Source organism: Nostoc sp. FACHB-892 (genome assembly GCF_014698795.1).
Classification (GTDB): domain Bacteria; phylum Cyanobacteriota; class Cyanobacteriia; order Cyanobacteriales; family Nostocaceae; genus Nostoc.
This window is the reverse complement of sequence record NZ_JACJTR010000003.1, coordinates 325564-344904: the sequence shown is the minus strand read 5'-3', so window position 1 is coordinate 344904 and position 19341 is coordinate 325564. Positions and strand designations below refer to the sequence as shown.

Here is a 19341-nt window from a genome sequence, read left to right as displayed (position 1 = left end):
GTAAAGAGAGCAAATTAGCCACCAATCTGGCGAGATTGGTTAGCTATCAATAGTTTGGTTATTTGTAATCAGCTAGATTCGTTGACTAACTTATTGCTGTGGCGGGATCATTGGCAGATTCAATTAAATTGGCTAGATGAGATATTGTTGCTGACAAAAAGCTTTGCACTCGCTTCTGAGAATCCCGCATCATTCCAGTTTTATAGGTAATGACAACTGATCTTGCAGCGCTATTAACTCGCTCACTGGTAACTGTAGAATCTGATTTGAGTAATGCCTCTAAACGTTCGACATATTTTGGATCGCGGGCAATTTGAGGCACACGAAACCGCACTCTTCCGGGAATTGCATGAGCAATGCTATAAGCTACTTTTGCGGTTTTTTTTGCTTGTTGAGTTGCAAGCTGAGAATCAGTTGAGGATACCGAATTGCTTTGAGTCTTAGAGACTGACGCATCCACAGAGGATAAGGAAAATGTAGCTGATTTCTGCTTCTCGGCTGGAATTTTTGACTTTTTATCCTGTTTGTCTTCTGTTTTTACCGCATCTGAGTATGGTTTGGATTTCTTTGCCGTTGCTGATACCACTTCTGGATTACCAGCAGACTGAATCAAATTAGCCAAATGCGATCGCATATCAACATCTGACATTACATCAGATTTATAAGTAATGGCAACTGACCCTACCATACTATTGTCGACTTGCTGATTGATTACCAAAGGCTCATTGGTAAGCAAGGCCAGAAGACGTTCCACATATTTTGGATCTTCGGTAATCTGAGGTATGCAAAATCCCACTTGTCCGGGAGATGCACAAATAACACTATATGCTACCTTTGAAGGCAGCGTTGCGGGGCTATTAATCTCGTGTGTGACTATTTGCTCTGGTTTTTTGTCTAAATCTGCTACCCTTTCTAAATTTAAACCAGCCATAATTCCCCTCCAGTATTCCGCAATTTGAAACTGTATATTAAGTTTGCAAGGGTAAGTTCGCCATAACACCTAATGAGAAAGACATTGCAGGCGATTTTAGGTTAGTCCACAGACTGGATAACTTTGAACTCGTTTTGTTCGCCGTTGTTGCGTCTGTAATTTCAGCAGACTGACTAACGGGAGTGTTATGATTTGCCGTTGTTGCGTCTGTACTTTCAGCAGTCTGACTAACAGGAGTATTATGATTTGCCGTTGTTGCGTCTGTGATTTCAGCAGTCTGAGTAACGAGAGTATTATGATTTGCCGTTGTTGCGTCTGTAATTTCAGCAGACTGACTAACTTCTTGTAGAGGTTGGTTAGCCTTTGTGATTGTCTGTGTTGGTGGGTTTGTCTCCAATGCCAATTCCATCAGATTCACCCAATGAGATAATGGAATCTCACGAGACTGATAAGCGATCGCGATCGATGCTGCATCAAAATTCATACGCACGCTTGTAACTTCAGCATCGGTTTTCACTATTCTCTCAAGCCGCCGCGCATAAGCTCGATCTTGAGCGATTTTTGGCACATTCAACCGAATACGACCACCAATTGCATGGACTACGCTGTAGTCAATCTTTGCAGGTGCTGTCACCTCGCTAGCTTTCTCAAGATTATTTCGCTCCTCTTTTGATAATTCCAATTCAGATATGTCGCTTTTTATCGCAGAACTGCTATGGTTTTCTTCGTTCTTTTCTGATGTCGGATCTGATGTCGGAACTTGAGAGCCAATACAACCAATTACACCACGGGTTGCATCCGCCACAATCATGTAAACTGGAATCGATACCCAGCCATGAATTCCTAATCTTCCTGTTACCGCCAAGCCTGTCATCATCGGAATTAAGGAAATACCTTGCTCTTTCCAAAATGAAGCCGATTTCCAAGCTGCAAAGGGATCGGTCTTACTAGGTGAATCAGACGAAGCTTGCGGCTGTTGGATCTCAAGATCGGATTTTAGCGCCAAAATTCGCGGTAATGACAGCTTATCTTCATCAAAATTAATCACCAAACTGCCCGTTTGCTGATTCACAGTAACTTCCCTCACTCCTTCTAAGGAGCGTAAATCTTGGGCTATGCTGTCTAGCATCGAGTTAAGACTACTGTCAGTAGTGCGGAGTCGCACGCGCCCGGTAGTGACATGAACTATTTGCAACCCACCAGAGGGCTGTAACTTCATTGACTGTGCGATCGCTTTACTTGTACTCTGATTGACTTCGTTATTTGGTTGTTTAGAGATTAAATTAGAAGATATTTTAGCTAAAATATTTAATTTTTCACGATTACTGGTATTTTTAGTCATTTACTGGATTACCCAATAGCTACATCAAGTTAATAGGTTAACAATAGATTAAATGTACCTTAAGCTTAAGGGTCAAATATGCGTCTTCCGGATTATATTTAACAATAATTTTTGATGATAATGATTATCAAAACAAAATATAACTATACAAAATTTTCACCGAGTCTGTTGCCTTGGAGGGAAGAGGGTAATCTTCCTTGACTGATGACAGTTAACAACGGTAAACAGTGTTTATACAATTTAGGTGCGCATCAGCTTAGGGATTTCCAGAAATTAAATTATCCAATTTTTAGAGCGAAGACAATGATCGGATTCTTCCTCCCCTGCTCCCCCTGCTTGCACAGCGACGGGACATTTTTTAGTTGGAAGTCCCTTACCCAACTGAATTTCGACTCCTTACTCCTGAATTTTGTTCCGGTAAAACAGACTTTATGTCTTCCTTTGAGATTTAAGTTATGTACTTTATTAATTTAAAGCCGTTGTAATTAATAGTATTTCACGGAATTAATTGAGAGATTACTAAAAAAAGATAACAATCAAATTATTGAGAACTGAGCAATGCTCTTTTTTACTCTGTCCATAAAATATTCAAAACCTTATTTATTTGTGCTTGGTTCCAAGCAAGGATTTTTCGGCTTTGCTGATAAAGCAAGCCTTTGAAAAAGATTCAATAGCCAACTCTAGTTGAAATCTGTTATTTTTCAAGGCTAAGAAGGAGCTACAACAAATTAGGGTTAAAAACAAGAAGCTAAACCCCATAAATGGCACAAAATTAACCAAAATCCCTATATATATGTAACCTTTGGCATATAAGCTATCTGCAAAACTTTACGCTTCTTCATCCATAAAAATTTTGTGAGATATAGCTTAGATCACTACAATCTGATAAGATTTCCAAAAGTACAACAACTGCTTGTTCTCTTTTTCTTGAAGCCAGTGATTTTGGGCCTTTTTTGGGAAAGGAAAATAAAAAAATGTCTCATCTATTGTGGAAAACTCTGGTATTAAGTCCAGTAGTTTTGGGAGTGACGGTGTTGGTTTCCGCTAGAGCTATGGCTGCTGAAGTAGCAAGTTCTTCTGAGGCAAAATCTGCTCAGACAGAAGCACCAATAGCTTCTAGTGCTTCAAGGTTCATTCAAACAGAGCAACTAAAAGATAATCGGCAGTTGGTTGCTCAAAACACTGATGAAAACAAGGTTTTAGAAGAAGTTAACCGCTACAGCAGTGAAGGCAAGAACCAGAATTCACTGTCTCAAGTCACATCAGTTTCTCAGTTTTCTGATGTACAGCCTACTGACTGGGCATTCCAAGCTTTGCAATCTCTGGTTGAACGCTACGGTTGTATCGCAGGATACCCCAATGCGACTTATCGGGGCAACCGGGCATTAACCCGTTATGAATTTGCCGCAGGTTTAAATGCTTGTTTAGATCGGGTTAATGAACTGATTGCCACTGCAACTGCTGACTTGGTGACAAAACAGGATTTAGCAACTCTCCAACGTTTGCAAGAAGAATTCTCGGCAGAAATAGCAACTCTGCGTGGCCGAGTAGATGCTGTAGAAGCACGGACTGCTGAACTGGAAGCAAATCAGTTTTCTACTACTACAAAATTGGTGGGCGAAGCTATTTTTGCCGTTACTGATGTGTTTGGCGGTAATACTGGCGATGCTAACAATACTGTCTTCCAAAATAGGGTACGTTTAGACTTACAAACCAGTTTCACGGGCAAAGACGTTTTACACACCCGTCTTGCAGCCGGGAATGCGCTAGCCTTTAGTCAAATTGATAATGCTGGTCTTCCTATCGATACTGCTGAAGGCACACAAACTTTTCAAGTCGGCAGCACTGGTAACAACGGTGTCATTATAGATTGGCTGGCGTATTACGTACCCATAGGCCCAGCCCAAGTTTACTTGGCGGCCACCGGAGGTATTCATAGCGATTATGTTGCCACTAACAACCCTTACTTTGAAGACTTTGATGGTGGTAATGGTGCTTTGTCTACCTTTGCTTCTGAAAGTCCCATCTATCGGATTGGTGGTGGTGCAGGTGCAGCACTGACTTTACCCTTTGGTAGTGGTGGCAGCTTTTTCAAACCAAGTTCACTGACTGTAGGCTACTTAGCATCAAATGCTAATAATCCTGGAGTAAATCAAGGTTTGCTTGAAGGTAACTATGCAGCTCTTGGACAGTTGAACTTTAGTGTAGGCGATCGCTTGGCTTTGGCTGCTACCTATGTTCACGGTTATCATGGTGCTGGAGGCGGTAATTTATTTGACTTAGGTGGTGGTTTAGCTAGCACTAACCGCGTCGTAGGTACTAGTCAAGCTAACACCCTCAGTACTCTAAATGCAGCTTCCAGTAATTCATACGGAGTATCGGCAGCCTTCAGACCCAGCGATAAATTGTCAATTAGTGGCTTCGTTTCTTACCACGATGTCACAGGCTTTGGTGTTGGTGATGATTATGAAGCTTGGAGTTACGGTGTTGGGGTAGCCTTACCTGACTTCGGTAAACAGGGTAACGTTTTAGGTATTTTTGCTGGTGCAGAACCCTATTCGTTTAACCGACCAGGTTTTGCTGGTACTGGCAATGATATACCTTATCACTTTGAAGGCTTTTACAAGTATCGCGTGTCAGATAACATTTCAATAACTCCTGGTGTTATCTGGTTGACTTCTCCAGGTCAAAACAGTGATAACGACGATGCGATTATCGGTACACTGAGAACAACTTTCACCTTCTAAAGGTTTGCTGTAGGGGCGCGCAGATGTACGCCCTTACATATCTATCTGTATCAAGTATTTCGTGAAATGGTATTAGGCGATCGCTATGCAGGTGGAAGTCCATTGGAGAGCTATATAAAATATCGAAAATGCGAGAACTTTACCCAGCGATCAAGCCTTACTTAGAAGGTAGTTTACAGGTTTCCGATCTTCATACCATTCATTTTGAAGAGTCAGGAAATCCCCAAGGTCAACCCATCGTTTTGCTGCATGGCGGGCCTGGTGGTGGATGTCCACCTTTTTATCGACAATATTTTCATCCAGAAAAATGGCGATTGGTGATGTTTGACCAGCGCGGTTGTGGTAAAAGTACGCCTCATGCTGAATTACGAGAAAACACCACTTGGGATTTAGTCAGTGATATCGAAAAACTACGCCAACATTTAGGTATAGAAAAGTGGGCGGTCTTCGGCGGAAGTTGGGGTAGCACTTTATCATTAGCCTACAGTCAAACCCATCCTTCTCGCTGCACGGCGTTAATTCTCCGTGGTATCTTCATGCTGAGGCAAAAAGAGTTGCGATGGTTCTACCAAGAGGGTGCTAGCTATATTTTTCCTGATGCTTGGGAAGAATATCTCAAACCAATTGCGATCGCAGAACGTGATGATATGATCGCAGCATATTACAAACGCTTGACCGATCCAGATTTAGAAATTCAATTAGCAGCAGCGCGTGCTTGGTCAGTTTGGGAAGCGAGTACCAGTAGACTTTTTTTAGATCCACAACTCATGCAAAAGTTTGGCGAGAGCGAATTTGCTTCAGCTTTCGCTCGTATTGAATGCCATTACTTTATGAATAAAGGCTTTTTGGAAACAGAAGATCAATTACTCTTAAATGTAAACCGCATCCGCCATATTCCATCTGTAATTGTTCAGGGGCGGTATGATGTAGTCTGCCCAATGATATCAGCTTGGGAATTACATCGGGCTTGGCCAGAAGCCGAATTTATTGTGGTTCCTGATGCCGGGCATTCGATGAGTGAACCAGGAATTTGTAGCGCTTTGATTGAAGCAACAGATAATATTGATTTCCGTTGAGCGGCTTGGCTTCAAGGACTTTTTAATAACTAGCTAGGCATAAATAAATTAAGGTTTGTAGTCGGGACTTTAGCCTTAATAAACATTGCTAGAAGCGATGAATTACTGATTAAAAATCAAAATATTAATGTTTTAAATTATACTTATTATTGGTGTATTTCTATATATGACTAGTATCTCTAAATGCACAAAAATGAGATTTTACCTGGAAAAAACCTTTCAAGATTCGTTTGAGTGAATTAAACTTAACCCACCTGATAGCTGTAGCCACTTCTACCCACTTCCGTTTTCTTTTACTTGCTTCTGGATAATCTTCACTTAGCATTTCGACTGGTAACAAATACATCTTAACACGGTAACTTTTACCTCCTTTGCGGTACTTGTAAGTTCCCAATTCATTGGTGTCTACCTGCCCAATTACCCCTGCTTCTTCCCACGCCTCTTTGGCTGCTGAAGCGGGTGGACTCATGCCATTAGGAATATCTCCTTTTGGAATTACCCAGTGTTGAAAATTACGGGTTGTGATTAACAAGATTTCGACTTTGCCATTATTCACTCTATAAGGAATCACCCCAGATTGTTTAAAGACTTTGCTTATTTTTCGACTCATGTAAGTGCATTCTGTATGGTCTAGCTTTTTTGTACAATGTTTATTTCAAAAATTCAAGAGCTGATACCGGATAAATTTTAGTTAATTTTAGGTTATGAAAAGATTAAAAGTTTTTTAACCATAAAAGTTAACTATTGAAAGTTATTGATTATTCAAGTAGCACCTCACATTTATGCACCCCTACCGTGTGTTGCAATAAGACGCGTAGTAAGCTATCGCCCATCTAAGTTGCACATTTTTCTGTATTGACTGTTGACTGTTAACTATCAGCACTCAACAAACCTCTTTTTCAGGTTTTGGTAGATATACAGCGAAGATATTGTATTTAAATCTACTTCTTTACGCTCATTTTCATGGTCGTTAGTATTTTTAAACAGTACTGTAAATGCACCAGCGCCTAACCTATCTTGAGGAAACATCCGATAACAAGGCATCGTGGTTAAATGTGACTGATATTTAGCTAAATTATTAATTTCCATCGCCTGAAACTGGGGAAAGCGTTCCAAAAACCATTCACAAACTTGCTCATTTTCTTCGGGTGAATATGTGCAAGTCATATAAGCAAGATAGCCTTGTGGTGAAACAAGTTTAGCAGAGTTAGCTATAATACGCTTTTGTCGATTTGCACTTTTATTAATAGCAGTTGGATGAAAACACCCAGGTGCTTTTTCACCTTTAGCAAGTAAAGATTGTCCAGTACAAGGAGCATCTACTATTACTAGATTGCTAGAACAGGAAAACATTTCGGCAAATATACTCGAATCCCTATTTACCACTGCACTAGGGCTGATTTGGCAACGTTTCAAATTAGAAATTAGCATTCCCAGACGTTTGCCAATTACTTCATTACTGATAAGTAAGTCAGGTTGTAAAGCTTTCCAAGCAAAAATACTTTTACCTCCTGGTGCGGCACACATATCAAAAACTAAACGCACTGGTACAGGAATAGCTAACAAAGTAGTAGCTGCAAACACCGAAGAAAAATCTAAACAATAGAAATATCCTTGTTGATGCAAGAGATGCTGACCGGGTTTTTCTCCCAGGTATAAACGCTCAGTAAATGGTGGTTGCCAATAGGTTGGTGTTTCTACTACCAAAGGTGAATTTTCAGGCTTTTCTTTACACCAAAGAATACTAGGCGAAAAAGGCTGAGGATTCATTAAAGCATCGATAAATTTTTCTTGCTCATCTAGATTAGTAAACAAACGGCGCGAGACTTTAAGTAATAAATTAGAAGGTTTTTCCATCTGGATTATTAATTACGAATTACGTAGCTTGCTTCTCGCTCTTGGCGAGTATTACGAATTAGCTTGTATCAGAATCAAACTGTTATACAAGAACAATGTAATTAAGGCTTTTGGCTTCATACTCAAAATATAATGACCGCCATTGGGAACGCAATGGCCAAGCTACCCCACTGCACCGGAGAAGGTCATGTTCTTAGATAATTTTCCGCAAAAGTTACGCAAAGAAGCACAATTATGGAGGGATGAAGGATTAATTAGTTCTTCGCTGTATGAGCAAATAGCAGAACGTTATCAATTTAAAAACCTGGAAGCTGCTGCACGCGATCGCAATAAAGCGATTGCTATTGCTATAGGCGGCATACTTTTATGCTTAGGCATAATTACCTTTGTAGCAGGAAACTGGCAGGGAGGATCGCGAGAAGTCAGATTTATTCTGCTGATAAGTTTGTTTTTTGCGATCGCTATCACTGGATTTTACAATTGGCGGCCACCTGAAGGAAAGAAGCCAGAAAAAAGCAAACGCTTACTGGGAGAAGGGTTGCTAATTTTAAGCGCCTTCATTTTCGGTGCAAATTTACTGCTGATGGCCCAGATGTTCAATATTGTCGGTTCAACTTCCCAACTGTTCTTCGCTTGGGGGTTGGGTGTTGTAGTGATGGCCTTCAGTTTGTGCATAAATTCTTTAGGAATTCTGTCAATTATCCTCGTGGAAATCGGCTATTGGACTGGGCTAGAAGACTTATGGTACTCTTCAAGTGAGTTAACTTGGTCGCGGCTAGTGGTGCAGCATATGCCTTTGTTAGCATGGCTGGTATTTGTCCCCTTAGCCTACTTCTGCCGTTCGCGCTGGATTTTTGGTCTAGCAGCCTTTGTCTTTGCTAGTTCCTTACAAGCCAACCTTAATCCTCTGCCATTGCTGAATTATGCTGATATAGCCCCTTGGGTGGCATCTTTTGCTTTTACACTCCCACCTGCACTATTCTGGAGTTATGATGACCTGCTGTTTCCAACCATAAATTACAGATTGTTTCAACCTCTGGCCCGTAATTTAGCATTGGTAAGCTTTGGCATTGTCTTTTATGTCCTATCTTTTCGTTGGGTCTGGGAATTGCCAGATTATGGTTATAATCGACCAACGACTTTGACAAACTTGTTCGAGTCTCTGCCGATCATCGATTTAGGGATTCTCAGTGGGTTAGCGGTATTGCAATGGTTGTTTCTACTGCGTCAAAGAAATAACCCCCCTCGCCGTGAAGTGATTTTCACAACTGCTGTTATTGGTACCTTTCTTGCCTTCATAGCCATAGTACCTTTTTGGCATCAAACTATCAGCCGAATTGATGAGCTTGGTGTTTTTATTTTCAATGTACTTCTAGCAACATTAGCCTGGGGACTAATTCAAGAAGGATTGAAATTAAGTAACAGAAGTTCTTTTTGGGGCGGGATGCTGTTATTAACACTGCAAATTATCAGTCGCGTGCAAGAGTACGATACCGATTTACTCTTTAAGTCCTTAGTCTTTGTTTTGTGCGGTTCTGCTTTAATTAGTGCTGGACTCTGGTTTGAACGCCGTCTACCTGGTGGTACCTCTGCAAGTAAGAAGTAGTGTAAAGGATGAAAGAATTCAGGAGTCAGAATTCAGAAGTCAGGAAAAGGTCAACCATAAAGATGATTTTGCCTTCCACTCCTAACTTATTCTAAAATCTCTGTACTTCAAAGTTTTTAAAGTTTCTCTGCGTTAGTCCTAATCTCGTTACTTTTGACCTCCTCAATACCTCTGCTTTTTAGGACTACGCTCATGACTAATAGTTCTTCTGAATCTAAAAATAAAACCCTGTCTCCCGAAGCAGAATTCTCCAGTAAGGTGACTTTTCGGGATTACTTGATTGCTACTGAACAAAAATCGAATAAGCCCTTACCTTTTTGGCGGTTACTAGTTCCTCTGGCGCTGCAAACAGGGTTAATTATGGCAGTACCAGCCCAAGCCCTTTATACAGATGTGACAGGTAAAACGGTGATTTTGCAAACCGTACCTGTAGATTCTAACAATGTGCTGCAAGGTAACACCTTAGCGCTAGATTACAACATATCCCGTACTGCAAATTTGAGCAGATTACCTGGTTGGCAAACATTAGTCAGCAAAGGTCGTGGAAGCGGCAGAAGATTGCCTGAAGGAACCAACGTCTACGTGATTTTGCAAGAGCAACTATCCTCTGGTCGCGGTGTTCCTAGAGCTTGGAGACCGTTGCGAGTGACTAGCGATCGCCCCAGTTCTTTAAGAGCCAATCAGGTGGCTTTAAGAGGTGTTTATCAGGATGGTTCAGTCAACTATGGCTTAGAAACATATTACATCCCAGAAAACCAACGGCAGCAGATAAGGAACGATTTGCAAGCCCAACGCATCCGTAGAGGACAAGTACCCCCCATTGTAGTGAAGGCGAAAGTAGATCCACAGGGGAAGGCAGTCCCAGTTAGTATGTGGGTGCGCGATCGCAACTATCGTTTTTAAGGTCTATATCATGTCGGCATAATTAGTTACGATTCCCACAGGACATTGCCCCCTCCTCGCTTGCTTACGGTATACACGCATCTCTGTACAAAATTAAAATTGTTGTAGCTCCTTTTAAATTCCGCAATAAATTGGGGAACTTTAAGAGGTTTTTGCCCCCCTTAAAAAAGGGGGGTTGGGGGGATCAAAAGCCTGTGGGGCAACCTCAAAAACTTGTGTGTACACCGTAGCCTTGCTTGTGGGGAGAGAAGACAAAGTCTAGCTTTGGCGGGGTGGGGTTTTTCGGATTTAATAGACATCTCCAAAAATTAATTATGTGTTACTTGAAACCCTTCTAAAGAGTTGCAATGCAACGTCTCTACATTTTTATGTTTAAACAAGCAATCAAGCGGACAAACGAATAAAAATATAAATAATACATAAAGAACAGTACTTTAGTATACATTTATTAGCAAATAATATGAAGATTTTGCAAAGATATTTCTTAAAATATAGACATCTAGGTAAATTTTCGCTACGTAAGTACTATCAGGTTATCAACAGTTTTCTATTTTCAAGTATTGAACAAGAGATTATTTTTTATTGAAAGAGCAAAACTTTCAGGGATTTAAGCTCTATCACACTTAGTTGAGGAAAGTTAATATTATGCCCAGATTAATTGTTTCTTTTCCTGCCAGCATAGGTACCTCTGGCCCCGATTTAGTGGTGGGTCAAGAGGATAATGCATTCCCAGCAATTGGAATTGAGATTCTAAAAAACGGAGTCATTAATACTCAAGCAGGTAACGACACTATCGAGGGTAGTGGCACCGGCGGCGACGATAATGGCAGTGCCGGCACAGGCACAGGCATTGCTAACAGTGGCATCATCAAAGCAGGGACAGGAGATGATACTATCTCTGGCACAGGCACTGGTGGCTACCAGTATAGAACTTATGTACCTGGTATAGGTATATTTAACACTCAAGGTGGCTCCATTAATGGAGAAGACGGAAAAGATTTGATCTCCGGGACTGGAAACAGAAGCAACGATTTTGGCGAAGGTATTGCTACAGGCATCAATAATACTAAAAATAGCCGCATTGATGGAGGAAAAGCGGACGACAAAATTACTGGAACTGCAAATGGAGAATTTGGAGGTGCTGCTATAGGAATCTTCAACAGTAGTGGCAGCAACATTAACGGAGGAGAAGAGAACGATTCCATCTCTGGAACTGGAACTGGTGGAACTACTAGCAATGGAGGAGATGGTACAGGCATCTTCAACAGTGGTGGTAGCATGATTCGTGGAGAGAAAGGAAACGATTCTATTATTGGTATCGGTAAGGGCAGTAATGCAGATTTAGAACCCTTTAGATCATACAATGCAGGTAGGGGTATAGGCATCTCCAACAGCGAAGGTAGCGAGATCAATGGAGGGCAGGGAAACGACTTCATCTCTGGCACAGGCACTGGCGGTAAAGGGAGCTACGATACCCCCTTTGGAGAGCTTGGCCCCGGTGTAGGTATAGGCATTATTAACAGTGGCACCATCAGTTTAGGCGATGGCAAGGATACCATCATCGGTACTGGCATTAGTCAAGGCATAGGTATTGTTAATACTAATGGCACTATCTATGGAGGAGCAGGAGATGATACCCTCACTGGCTATGGCACCAGCATTGGCATCCAAGGTGGCACGATTGATGGCGGAAACGGTAACGATTACTTTAAAGCTCGTCGAATTGATGCTAGCAGTAATCCCATTTCAGTCCAAGGGAGCGCTATTGCCGATGTCTTGATTAAGGGTGGATCTGGAACTGACACGTTTGATCTTGGTTACGGTAATGCCACGATTGATGGCGGATCGGAATCGGACAAGCTAATTCTGCCTGATTTCAAAACTGATTACACCATTCTAGGCAACTCCAATAATTACACTATTAAACGTGATGAGTTCACCCTTAATGTCTTGAATGTTGAGGAAATCGTCTTTTTTGGCGCTTCCTCTGCATTAGGCTCTGCTTTGGGTTCATAATCGGATAAGAGAGAGCCATTTAGAACAAAAAACCTTTAATAGGTATACAGACGAATGGTACTAAGAAAAGCGTAAATCCCTAATATGGCTGGCTTTTGGGTGTAAGGGTGTAGTGGTTGCACGATCAGGAATTCAAAACTAAATAATACTTACAAATCAACTACTTTTACTTTTTCTACATTCCCACAGCTAGAAGAAACAAGAGTTTCAGCTTTTCTTGGTGACATTCGTCCCTTTTTCCTCTTTTTTAATTGGCGATCGCTTTCATTGTTGGCTGCAAGCAGGGTAACCTGTTCAGTCTTTTTCAAGTTTTCTAGCTGCTATATAGAAATCATATTTGATTTCTGAAAAAATGATAGAACGGGCGTGCCCCTTGGACTACTGGGCGTGATGGATGGCAAGGCTTAAACAAATGTTCAGCTTGCAGAATCACTATTAACTATATTCGCCACCGAACTGAAGAGACAGCAAACAGAAGCAGCACGGCAACAAGCCCAGTATGACTTAGAGCCGTAGTGAAGTTCATAAATTGGATAATTTATTTTTTGGAGTTCACTAAGATACTGCTGTGACTGGATTTTGAAATTACATCCGGATTACACAAGTGCAAAGTAGTTTATGTATAAAAAAGAGATTGCTTTGCATGATTAACCAAATTGTCACTTTAGAATCTTGTTGGCATAGTTCTGCACCGTGGGGAAAAGCTATGCCGCCATTAGCAGTTCAAATCCTCGAAAAAGTCTTTTTATCAAGTTCTGATATATCAGGCTACTGTTGTGGTGTCCAATGGGAGAGGCAGGAATGGATTTATGCCATTGTCTGCTGTCGTGAAATACTCTACTTGCCTCAAGAAGAATTTTTGGGAAAAAACCTTGTGGAAACAGCCACAGTTACCACACCAGTTTTTAAATTGGGCGATGTGGTAGAAGTTGATTTTAGTGAAGAACCAGCACGTCGTATTATTCAAGGGATTTTTAGCCTGAAAAACAATTGGCTTTATGCAGTAGAATGGCGTTCTCCAATTTTGGATGAAATGGCATCGGCTCAAAGTAGAATTATCTGGCTTGCAGACGTGGATTTAGTCAAAGTGAATGTATGAATGTATGATTATGTTTTTAGAGTTTTAACAAAAAAGTTAGTGTGTTCATCCGAGTGTGTGTTTAATTGTTTGAGTTGGTTTACTATTGCTAGGATTGAATCTGAATAGTGAGCCAACTGAATCCCAAATTCGATGTTGCTTTCCAAAGATTGCGTCATCACTAATGTTTAGCTTTCTGGGTTGACAGTAACTTTATATAGTTAGGCAGTGTTAATTATAAAATTAGACCTACAGACTGTAGTAAATTAGCCCTTGTTTTGTCTAGAGTGAAAAACAAGTCATAAGCTAAAATTTCAACTCATGCTGCATCGCATATCAAAATATGGAGTAATTTGTATCACTCAACCGCATCATGCTTGGCTTTCAGGTCAATTAGCACGAGCTTGGGGAAATGAACAATTTGGTCAGTTTCTTCCCAAAGAAGAAGTTTCTCTAGCCGCAGAACAGCATGACATTGGGTGGTTGCGGTGGGAGCAGCAGCCTACGCTTAACCCCCAAACTGGTTACCCTTACAAATTTACAGAATTGGCAACTGAGGTGCATATAGACATTTGGTCGGGTGCTAAACAGTTAGCACTTCCTTTAGGTAGGTATGCAACGCTACTGATTTCATTGCACGGAACAGGATTGTATGAGAGATTCACAAATTGGCAGAACTCAGAAAAGTCTGCTCGAATTGTTCAGGATTTTTTCAAAAACGAGTATGCTTTTCAAAACCAGATTATTGAACTTCTTCAAAAAGATGAATATTATTCACCTTATGTAATGCCAGAGGTAATAGAGCGAAACAAAAAGCTTGTAGCAACATGGGATGCACTTTCGATAATTTTATGTGAAGGAAAAACTGGAGAACACTATGTCAATCAAGTTCCAACAACTAATGGTATAACTACATTAAAGTTAAGTTTGACAGAAGATAAAGAGCATTTTCATACAGTAATCATGTCTCCTTGGGTATTTGAGCAAAGTGAAATTAAGCTGGTCTATGAAGGACGGCTTTTGCGAGAAACCTTTAGCGATGAAGCAGCAATGCAAAAGGTTTTGACCAGTGATTGTTGGGTAACTCTAAGCACTACTTTGATACCAGGCTGACTATGAGATTTTGAATTAAATTTTTGACTGAAACTGAATGATAAACTCATGTTTAGCGTTGATAGAATTACGCTATCACTGGCTTTAATGCTCAACTCACTGCACCTTCAAGGAATATCGCCACTTTCTTGTCCACACCCGTCACAAGTCGCGTGCCGTTCAAAACTCCCAGTACTTATACGGTGGTATAAAGATTGACTATTGAATAAAATAATGCTTAGAGGCATAAGATACATATACATTTATATACTCTACTGAAACAAATAAATCAGTAGAGTATTTTTATAGGAATGCGATGTCTGCTCCTTGCCGCTTACCTAAAAATTTTGGGGAAGCCAGCCTACTGCTAGTTTGCCTCTCCTAGCAAACTGGAGGATGTCGAAAGAATAGCTCTCACTTAATATTCAGTCTTGCAATGAGTAAGCGCATTTGGTGTAGCCATTTTGTTTAATTTTTCCTATGTTAAGAATTGATTAACAAATATTGTCTTGACCAAAAAACAGTCATTATAAAATACTGGGAAAATTTCCAGATTTCCTAGAGTTTTAGCTTTGTTGGTGACTTGACAATGAAGGCAATTATATTAGCTGCTGGCGTTGGAAGACGCTTAGGTAAAGATGGGCAAACTCAACCCAAATGTTTACTAAAATTTCACGGTAAATCTTTATTAGAGCGCCATTTGAACTATCTGTGTCATTACCAAATTGATGAAGTGGTAATTGCTGCGGGTTATCAAGCACAAAAAATTCAGGAGGAAATCAAAGCGCTAGGAGTAGAAAATTGGGTCAGTACAGTTTATAATCCTGACTATACCAAAGGTAGTGTCATTAGCCTTTGGACTTTACGTCAACAGCTAGTTGCTGACGATGACATATTATTAATGGATGCAGATGTTTTGTACGATCGCCGCATCATCGAACGACTGATAAAGACAAATATCCCCAACAGCTTCTTGCTAGATCGTGATTTTGAACCTGGGGATGAACCCGTAAAGCTTTGTGTTAGAGATAATTATCTAGTAGAGTTTCGCAAACAGGTAGCTCTTGATTTAGTTTATGACTTTGCAGGGGAATCAGTAGGATTTTTTCGTTTTGGAAGTGCTGTTGCTCAACGTCTTGCTACTCGCACAGAAGAATATGTTGCTGATGGGCTGGATAATGAACCTTATGAAGAAGTAATTCGGGATCTGCTGTTAGAAACTCCCGAAACATTTGGATATGAAGACATCACTGGTTTACCTTGGATCGAAATTGATTTTTCCCAGGATATTCAACGCGCCCAGAACGATATTTTACCTCAGATAGAAGTTGCAGAAAATCTCTAAAAATATCTTCAATTATTATATAGATTGAGAAAATTCAGAATAGATGCATCAAATATTTACACCCATTAATACCGCTACAAAATTAAATAAGTGTGCCCAATTGCGGCTATTATTAGAATCACCTCAACTCGACTTTATTATGGAAGCTCACAATGGGATTAGCGCCCGCATTGTGGAAGAGGCTGGATTTAAAGGAATTTGGGCCAGTGGATTAGCACTTTCGGCTCAATACGGTGTTAGAGATAATAATGAAGCCAGTTGGACTCAAGTTGTAGAAATGCTGGAGTTCATGTCTGATGTTACCAGCATCCCTATTTTGTTAGATGGTGATACTGGTTATGGCAACTTTAATAATATGCGTCGTCTGGTTAAGAAGTTAGAACAGCGAGATATTGCTGGAGTTTGTATTGAAGATAAGCTTTTTCCCAAAACCAACAGTTTCATTAATGGTAGTCGCCAAGCTTTGGCTGATATTGATGAATTTTGCGGCAAAATTAAGGCAGGCAAAGATAGTCAGACAGACCGAAATTTTTGCATTGTCGCCCGCCTCGAAGCTTTGATTGCCGGTTGGGATCTTTCGGAGGCAATGCGCCGAGCTGAAGCTTACCATGCAGCTGGAGCAAACGCCATCCTGATTCACAGTAAATCATCGCGTCCTGACCAAGTGCTAGCCTTTGCTAAAGAATGGGGAGGGCGTTCCCCGTTAGTTATTATACCGACTAAATATTACAGCACGCCTACAGCTGTTTTTCGCAAAGCTGAAGTTAATTTGGTCATCTGGGCAAACCACATGATTCGAGCTGCTGTTGCTAGTATGCAAGCGATCGCCCGCGAAGTGAAAGCCAGCGAAACTTTAATCAACATCGAAGATGAGGTTGCTCCCGTAAAAGAAATTTTCCGGCTACAGGGCGCGGATGAACTCATAGAAGCTGAAAAACGCTATTTTAACAACGGGCGACAAAATACCCAAGCGATCGTTTTGGCTGCTAGCAGAGGCCAAGAATTAGCAGGCTTGACGCAAGATAAACCGAAAGTAATGTTACCCCTTGGAGGTAAACCTCTACTCAGGTTGTTGGTGGATAAATTTAAGAAACTTGCCATCAACGATATCACCGTTGTCGCAGGTTACAAGGCAGAAACTATTAATGTTCCGGGGACTAAAGTCATCTGTAACCCAGATTATGAAACAACGGGAGAATTAGCATCGTTAGCCGTAGCTCAAACCAGCTTTGGTGATGAGATGCTGGTGCTTTATGGCGATTTACTATTTAGAAGCTACATCCTGCACGATTTATTAGAATGTCCCGGAGAAATTGTTGCTGTAGTTGATTCTGTGGCGAACAGCAAGTCTGTTAGCGGTTCGCCTGACTACGCCTATTGCTCAATTCCAGACGATTTATCTCTCTTTGGACAGGATGTCAACCTGTTGGACATTTCTAAAACAGCACAAACGCAAGTAGGGAAATCTAGTGGACGCTGGATTGGGATGCTGCGCCTGCGGAGTCAAGGTAGACAGTGGTTGAGTGAAGCACTTAATGAATTGCAAAAACGACCAGAATTCAACAGTCTGGGTTTACCAGAATTATGTAATTATTTAATCGAGCAAGGAAAATCAATCAAGGTGCTTTATATTCGCGGTAATTGGTTAGATGTTAATTCTTTAGATGATCTTGACCTTGCTTTTCAATTGAAGCAATAGGGGATTGGGCATTGGAATTGTAAGGTTGAAGTTTTGAGTTCAGAGGCTGAGATTCCGAGTTCAGAGGCTGAAGTTTTGAGTTCTGAAGCTGAAGTTCCGAGTTCTGAAGCTGAAGTTTTGAGTTCTGAAGCTGAACTTCCGAGTTCTGAAGCTGAAGTTCCGAGTTCAGAGGTTGAAGTTCCGAGTTCAGAGGTTGAAGTTCTGAGTTCAGAGGTCGAAGTTCTGAGTTCAGAGGTCGAAGTTTTGAGTTCAAAGGTCGAAGTTCTGAGTTCTGAAGCTGAAGTTCCGAGTTCAGAGGTCGAAGTTCCGAGTTCAGAGGTTGAAGTAGTAATATTTCCCCTGCCCCCTGCTCCCTTGCCTCTTTCTCAATCCCCCAGTACAGACGCGATTAATCGCGTCTCTATCTCAAAAATTACTGTAAATTTTTAATTATGATTCAGGCAGAGGAATTTGTAGAAGCTGCGCGTAATCTTGGCTTTGAGTGGTACACTGGCGTACCCTGTTCTTTTCTCACACCTTTTATTAACTACGTTATCAATAACGTTCAACTTAGATATATCTCCGCAGCCAATGAGGGAGATGCTGTAGCGATCGCATCTGGAGCAGCAATTGCTGGAAAACCAGCTGTAGTGATGATGCAAAACTCTGGTTTAGGGAATGCAATTAACCCGTTAACGTCGCTCACTTATATCTTTCGGATTCCACTGCTGCTGATTTGTACCTTGCGAGGCGATAGCAACTTGCAAGATGAACCACAGCATGAATTAATGGGGCAAATCACAGATAAATTGTTGGAAACCATGACTGTACCTTGGGAATTTTTTCCCACAGACGCAGCAGAAATAGAACCCGTTTTGCAAAGAGCCATAGCCTACATGGAACAAGAGCGCCGTCCTTATGCTCTAATTATGCGTAAAGGAACAATTGCCCCCCATGCGCTCACCCGTTCTTCTATCCCCGAACGGGAAAATAGTGCTAGCGCTCATATTCAGCAAGGCTTTTTTCGGGATAACAAAGAACAACGCATTTCTCGCAGCGAAGCATTAGCTCGGATTGTGGAATTTACCGAGCCAAAAAACACTCTAGTAATTGCCACCACCGGATACACGGGACGCGAACTCTTCGCTAGTAAAGACAGCGCCAATCATCTTTACATGGTTGGGTCAATGGGCTGCGCTTCCTCAATGGGATTGGGACTATCTTTAGCACGTCCAGACCTCAAGGTAGTAGTAATTGATGGCGATGGTGCAGCACTGATGCGAATGGGTAATTTTGCAACCATTGGCACTTATGGCGGCGCTAACTTAACTCATATTCTTTTAGATAATGAAGTCCACGATTCCACAGGCGCACAAGCCACCGTTTCTGCGGGTATCTCCTTTGCCAAAATTGCCGAAGCGTGCGGTTATGGTGTCACATTAGCTGGAGATGATCCCGCCCTTTTAGATGCCTTATTTACCGTAGATGCTAACACTAGACCTAAATTCGCTCATCTGAAAATTCGTCCCGGAACCTTAGAAAACCTACCCCGACCCAACCTTACGCCGGAAGCAGTTTTGCAACGCTTTATGAAACACATTGGTAATTCGTAATTCGTAATACTCGCCAAGGGCGAGAAGCAAGCTACGTAATTCGTAATTAATGAATTC

16 protein-coding genes are annotated in these 19341 nt (G+C 41.2%); 11 read left to right on the top strand and 5 right to left on the bottom strand.

Annotated elements, in window-relative coordinates:
• Nucleotides 1–85: 85 nt before the first annotated feature.
• Both H6G96_RS06365 and H6G96_RS06360 read right to left on the bottom strand, forming a co-directional pair.
• Nucleotides 86–931: an HMA2 domain-containing protein gene (locus H6G96_RS06365; protein WP_190910653.1), complete on the bottom strand. Its 846-nt coding sequence runs from the start codon at nucleotides 929–931 to the stop codon at nucleotides 86–88.
• A 37-nt stretch (nucleotides 932–968) separates the two neighbouring features.
• Nucleotides 969–2273, bottom strand: a complete 1305-nt coding sequence (locus H6G96_RS06360) for an HMA2 domain-containing protein (RefSeq protein WP_190910652.1) — start codon at nucleotides 2271–2273, stop codon at nucleotides 969–971.
• Between the two features lie 974 nt (nucleotides 2274–3247).
• On the opposite strand from H6G96_RS06360, the gene H6G96_RS06355 reads away from it, so the two are divergent.
• Nucleotides 3248–5020, top strand: a complete 1773-nt coding sequence (locus H6G96_RS06355; RefSeq protein WP_190910651.1) for an iron uptake porin — start codon at nucleotides 3248–3250, stop codon at nucleotides 5018–5020.
• 128 nt (nucleotides 5021–5148) lie between these two features.
• Complete coding sequence (pip, locus tag H6G96_RS06350) at nucleotides 5149–6096, top strand: prolyl aminopeptidase (protein ID WP_190910650.1); 948 nt, start codon at nucleotides 5149–5151, stop codon at nucleotides 6094–6096.
• Between the two features lie 160 nt (nucleotides 6097–6256).
• Here pip and H6G96_RS06345 read toward each other — a convergent pair whose 3' ends face one another.
• Nucleotides 6257–6706 carry an NUDIX hydrolase gene (locus H6G96_RS06345; protein ID WP_190910649.1) on the bottom strand — a complete coding sequence of 150 codons (450 nt, stop codon included), beginning with the start codon at nucleotides 6704–6706 and terminating at the stop codon, nucleotides 6257–6259.
• Nucleotides 6707–6972: 266 nt separating this feature from the next.
• The gene (locus H6G96_RS06340) at nucleotides 6973–7953 is read right to left on the bottom strand and encodes an RsmB/NOP family class I SAM-dependent RNA methyltransferase (RefSeq protein WP_190910648.1); all 981 of its coding nucleotides are present in this window, start codon (nucleotides 7951–7953) and stop codon (nucleotides 6973–6975) included.
• Between the two features lie 187 nt (nucleotides 7954–8140).
• On the opposite strand from H6G96_RS06340, the gene H6G96_RS06335 reads away from it, so the two are divergent.
• The 3 genes from H6G96_RS06335 (at nucleotide 8141) to H6G96_RS06325 (ending at nucleotide 12478) form a co-directional block, all read left to right on the top strand.
• On the top strand, nucleotides 8141–9559 hold the full coding sequence (locus H6G96_RS06335; RefSeq protein WP_190910647.1) for a DUF2157 domain-containing protein: 1419 nt from the start codon (nucleotides 8141–8143) through the stop codon (nucleotides 9557–9559).
• Between the two features lie 192 nt (nucleotides 9560–9751).
• Nucleotides 9752–10462, top strand: coding sequence for a GDYXXLXY domain-containing protein (locus tag H6G96_RS06330; protein WP_190910646.1), 711 nt, complete (start codon nucleotides 9752–9754; stop codon nucleotides 10460–10462).
• 645 nt (nucleotides 10463–11107) lie between these two features.
• Nucleotides 11108–12478, top strand: coding sequence for a hypothetical protein (locus H6G96_RS06325; RefSeq protein WP_190910645.1), 1371 nt, complete (start codon nucleotides 11108–11110; stop codon nucleotides 12476–12478).
• A gap of 149 nt (nucleotides 12479–12627) precedes the next feature.
• On the opposite strand, the gene H6G96_RS06320 is transcribed toward H6G96_RS06325, so the two are convergent.
• On the bottom strand, nucleotides 12628–12786 hold the full coding sequence (locus H6G96_RS06320; RefSeq protein WP_190910644.1) for a hypothetical protein: 159 nt from the start codon (nucleotides 12784–12786) through the stop codon (nucleotides 12628–12630).
• A gap of 335 nt (nucleotides 12787–13121) precedes the next feature.
• On the opposite strand from H6G96_RS06320, the gene H6G96_RS06315 reads away from it, so the two are divergent.
• The 6 genes from H6G96_RS06315 to aepY all read left to right on the top strand — a co-directional run bounded on the left by H6G96_RS06315 (nucleotide 13122) and on the right by aepY (nucleotide 19284).
• Complete coding sequence (locus H6G96_RS06315; protein ID WP_190910643.1) at nucleotides 13122–13577, top strand: DUF1392 domain-containing protein; 456 nt, start codon at nucleotides 13122–13124, stop codon at nucleotides 13575–13577.
• A gap of 300 nt (nucleotides 13578–13877) precedes the next feature.
• Nucleotides 13878–14669, top strand: a complete 792-nt coding sequence (locus H6G96_RS06310) for a DUF3891 family protein (RefSeq protein ID WP_190910642.1) — start codon at nucleotides 13878–13880, stop codon at nucleotides 14667–14669.
• 568 nt (nucleotides 14670–15237) lie between these two features.
• Nucleotides 15238–15993: a phosphocholine cytidylyltransferase family protein gene (locus H6G96_RS06305; protein WP_190910641.1), complete on the top strand. Its 756-nt coding sequence runs from the start codon at nucleotides 15238–15240 to the stop codon at nucleotides 15991–15993.
• 43 nt (nucleotides 15994–16036) lie between these two features.
• The gene (aepX, locus tag H6G96_RS06300) at nucleotides 16037–17692 is read left to right on the top strand and encodes a phosphoenolpyruvate mutase (protein ID WP_190910640.1); all 1656 of its coding nucleotides are present in this window, start codon (nucleotides 16037–16039) and stop codon (nucleotides 17690–17692) included.
• 33 nt (nucleotides 17693–17725) lie between these two features.
• A complete protein-coding gene (locus H6G96_RS06295) occupies nucleotides 17726–18121 on the top strand; it encodes a hypothetical protein (RefSeq protein WP_190910639.1) in 396 nt (131 codons plus the stop codon).
• 2 nt (nucleotides 18122–18123) lie between these two features.
• A complete protein-coding gene (gene aepY / locus H6G96_RS06290) occupies nucleotides 18124–19284 on the top strand; it encodes a phosphonopyruvate decarboxylase (RefSeq protein ID WP_190910638.1) in 1161 nt (386 codons plus the stop codon).
• Nucleotides 19285–19341: the final 57 nt, after the last annotated feature.

Bases quoted from the DNA above. Each gene is read 5' to 3' on its own strand.
- H6G96_RS06365 (WP_190910653.1), bottom strand. From the start codon at position 931: ATGGCTGGTTTAAATTTAGAAAGGGTAGCAGATTTAGACAAAAAACCA.
- H6G96_RS06360 (WP_190910652.1), bottom strand. From the start codon at position 2,273: ATGACTAAAAATACCAGTAATCGTGAAAAATTAAATATTTTAGCTAAA.
- H6G96_RS06355 (WP_190910651.1), top strand. From the start codon at position 3,248: ATGTCTCATCTATTGTGGAAAACTCTGGTATTAAGTCCAGTAGTTTTG.
- pip (WP_190910650.1), top strand. From the start codon at position 5,149: ATGCGAGAACTTTACCCAGCGATCAAGCCTTACTTAGAAGGTAGTTTA.
- H6G96_RS06345 (WP_190910649.1), bottom strand. From the start codon at position 6,706: ATGAGTCGAAAAATAAGCAAAGTCTTTAAACAATCTGGGGTGATTCCT.
- H6G96_RS06340 (WP_190910648.1), bottom strand. From the start codon at position 7,953: ATGGAAAAACCTTCTAATTTATTACTTAAAGTCTCGCGCCGTTTGTTT.
- H6G96_RS06335 (WP_190910647.1), top strand. From the start codon at position 8,141: ATGTTCTTAGATAATTTTCCGCAAAAGTTACGCAAAGAAGCACAATTA.
- H6G96_RS06330 (WP_190910646.1), top strand. From the start codon at position 9,752: ATGACTAATAGTTCTTCTGAATCTAAAAATAAAACCCTGTCTCCCGAA.
- H6G96_RS06325 (WP_190910645.1), top strand. From the start codon at position 11,108: ATGCCCAGATTAATTGTTTCTTTTCCTGCCAGCATAGGTACCTCTGGC.
- H6G96_RS06315 (WP_190910643.1), top strand. From the start codon at position 13,122: ATGATTAACCAAATTGTCACTTTAGAATCTTGTTGGCATAGTTCTGCA.
- H6G96_RS06310 (WP_190910642.1), top strand. From the start codon at position 13,878: ATGCTGCATCGCATATCAAAATATGGAGTAATTTGTATCACTCAACCG.
- H6G96_RS06305 (WP_190910641.1), top strand. From the start codon at position 15,238: ATGAAGGCAATTATATTAGCTGCTGGCGTTGGAAGACGCTTAGGTAAA.
- aepX (WP_190910640.1), top strand. From the start codon at position 16,037: ATGCATCAAATATTTACACCCATTAATACCGCTACAAAATTAAATAAG.
- aepY (WP_190910638.1), top strand. From the start codon at position 18,124: ATGATTCAGGCAGAGGAATTTGTAGAAGCTGCGCGTAATCTTGGCTTT.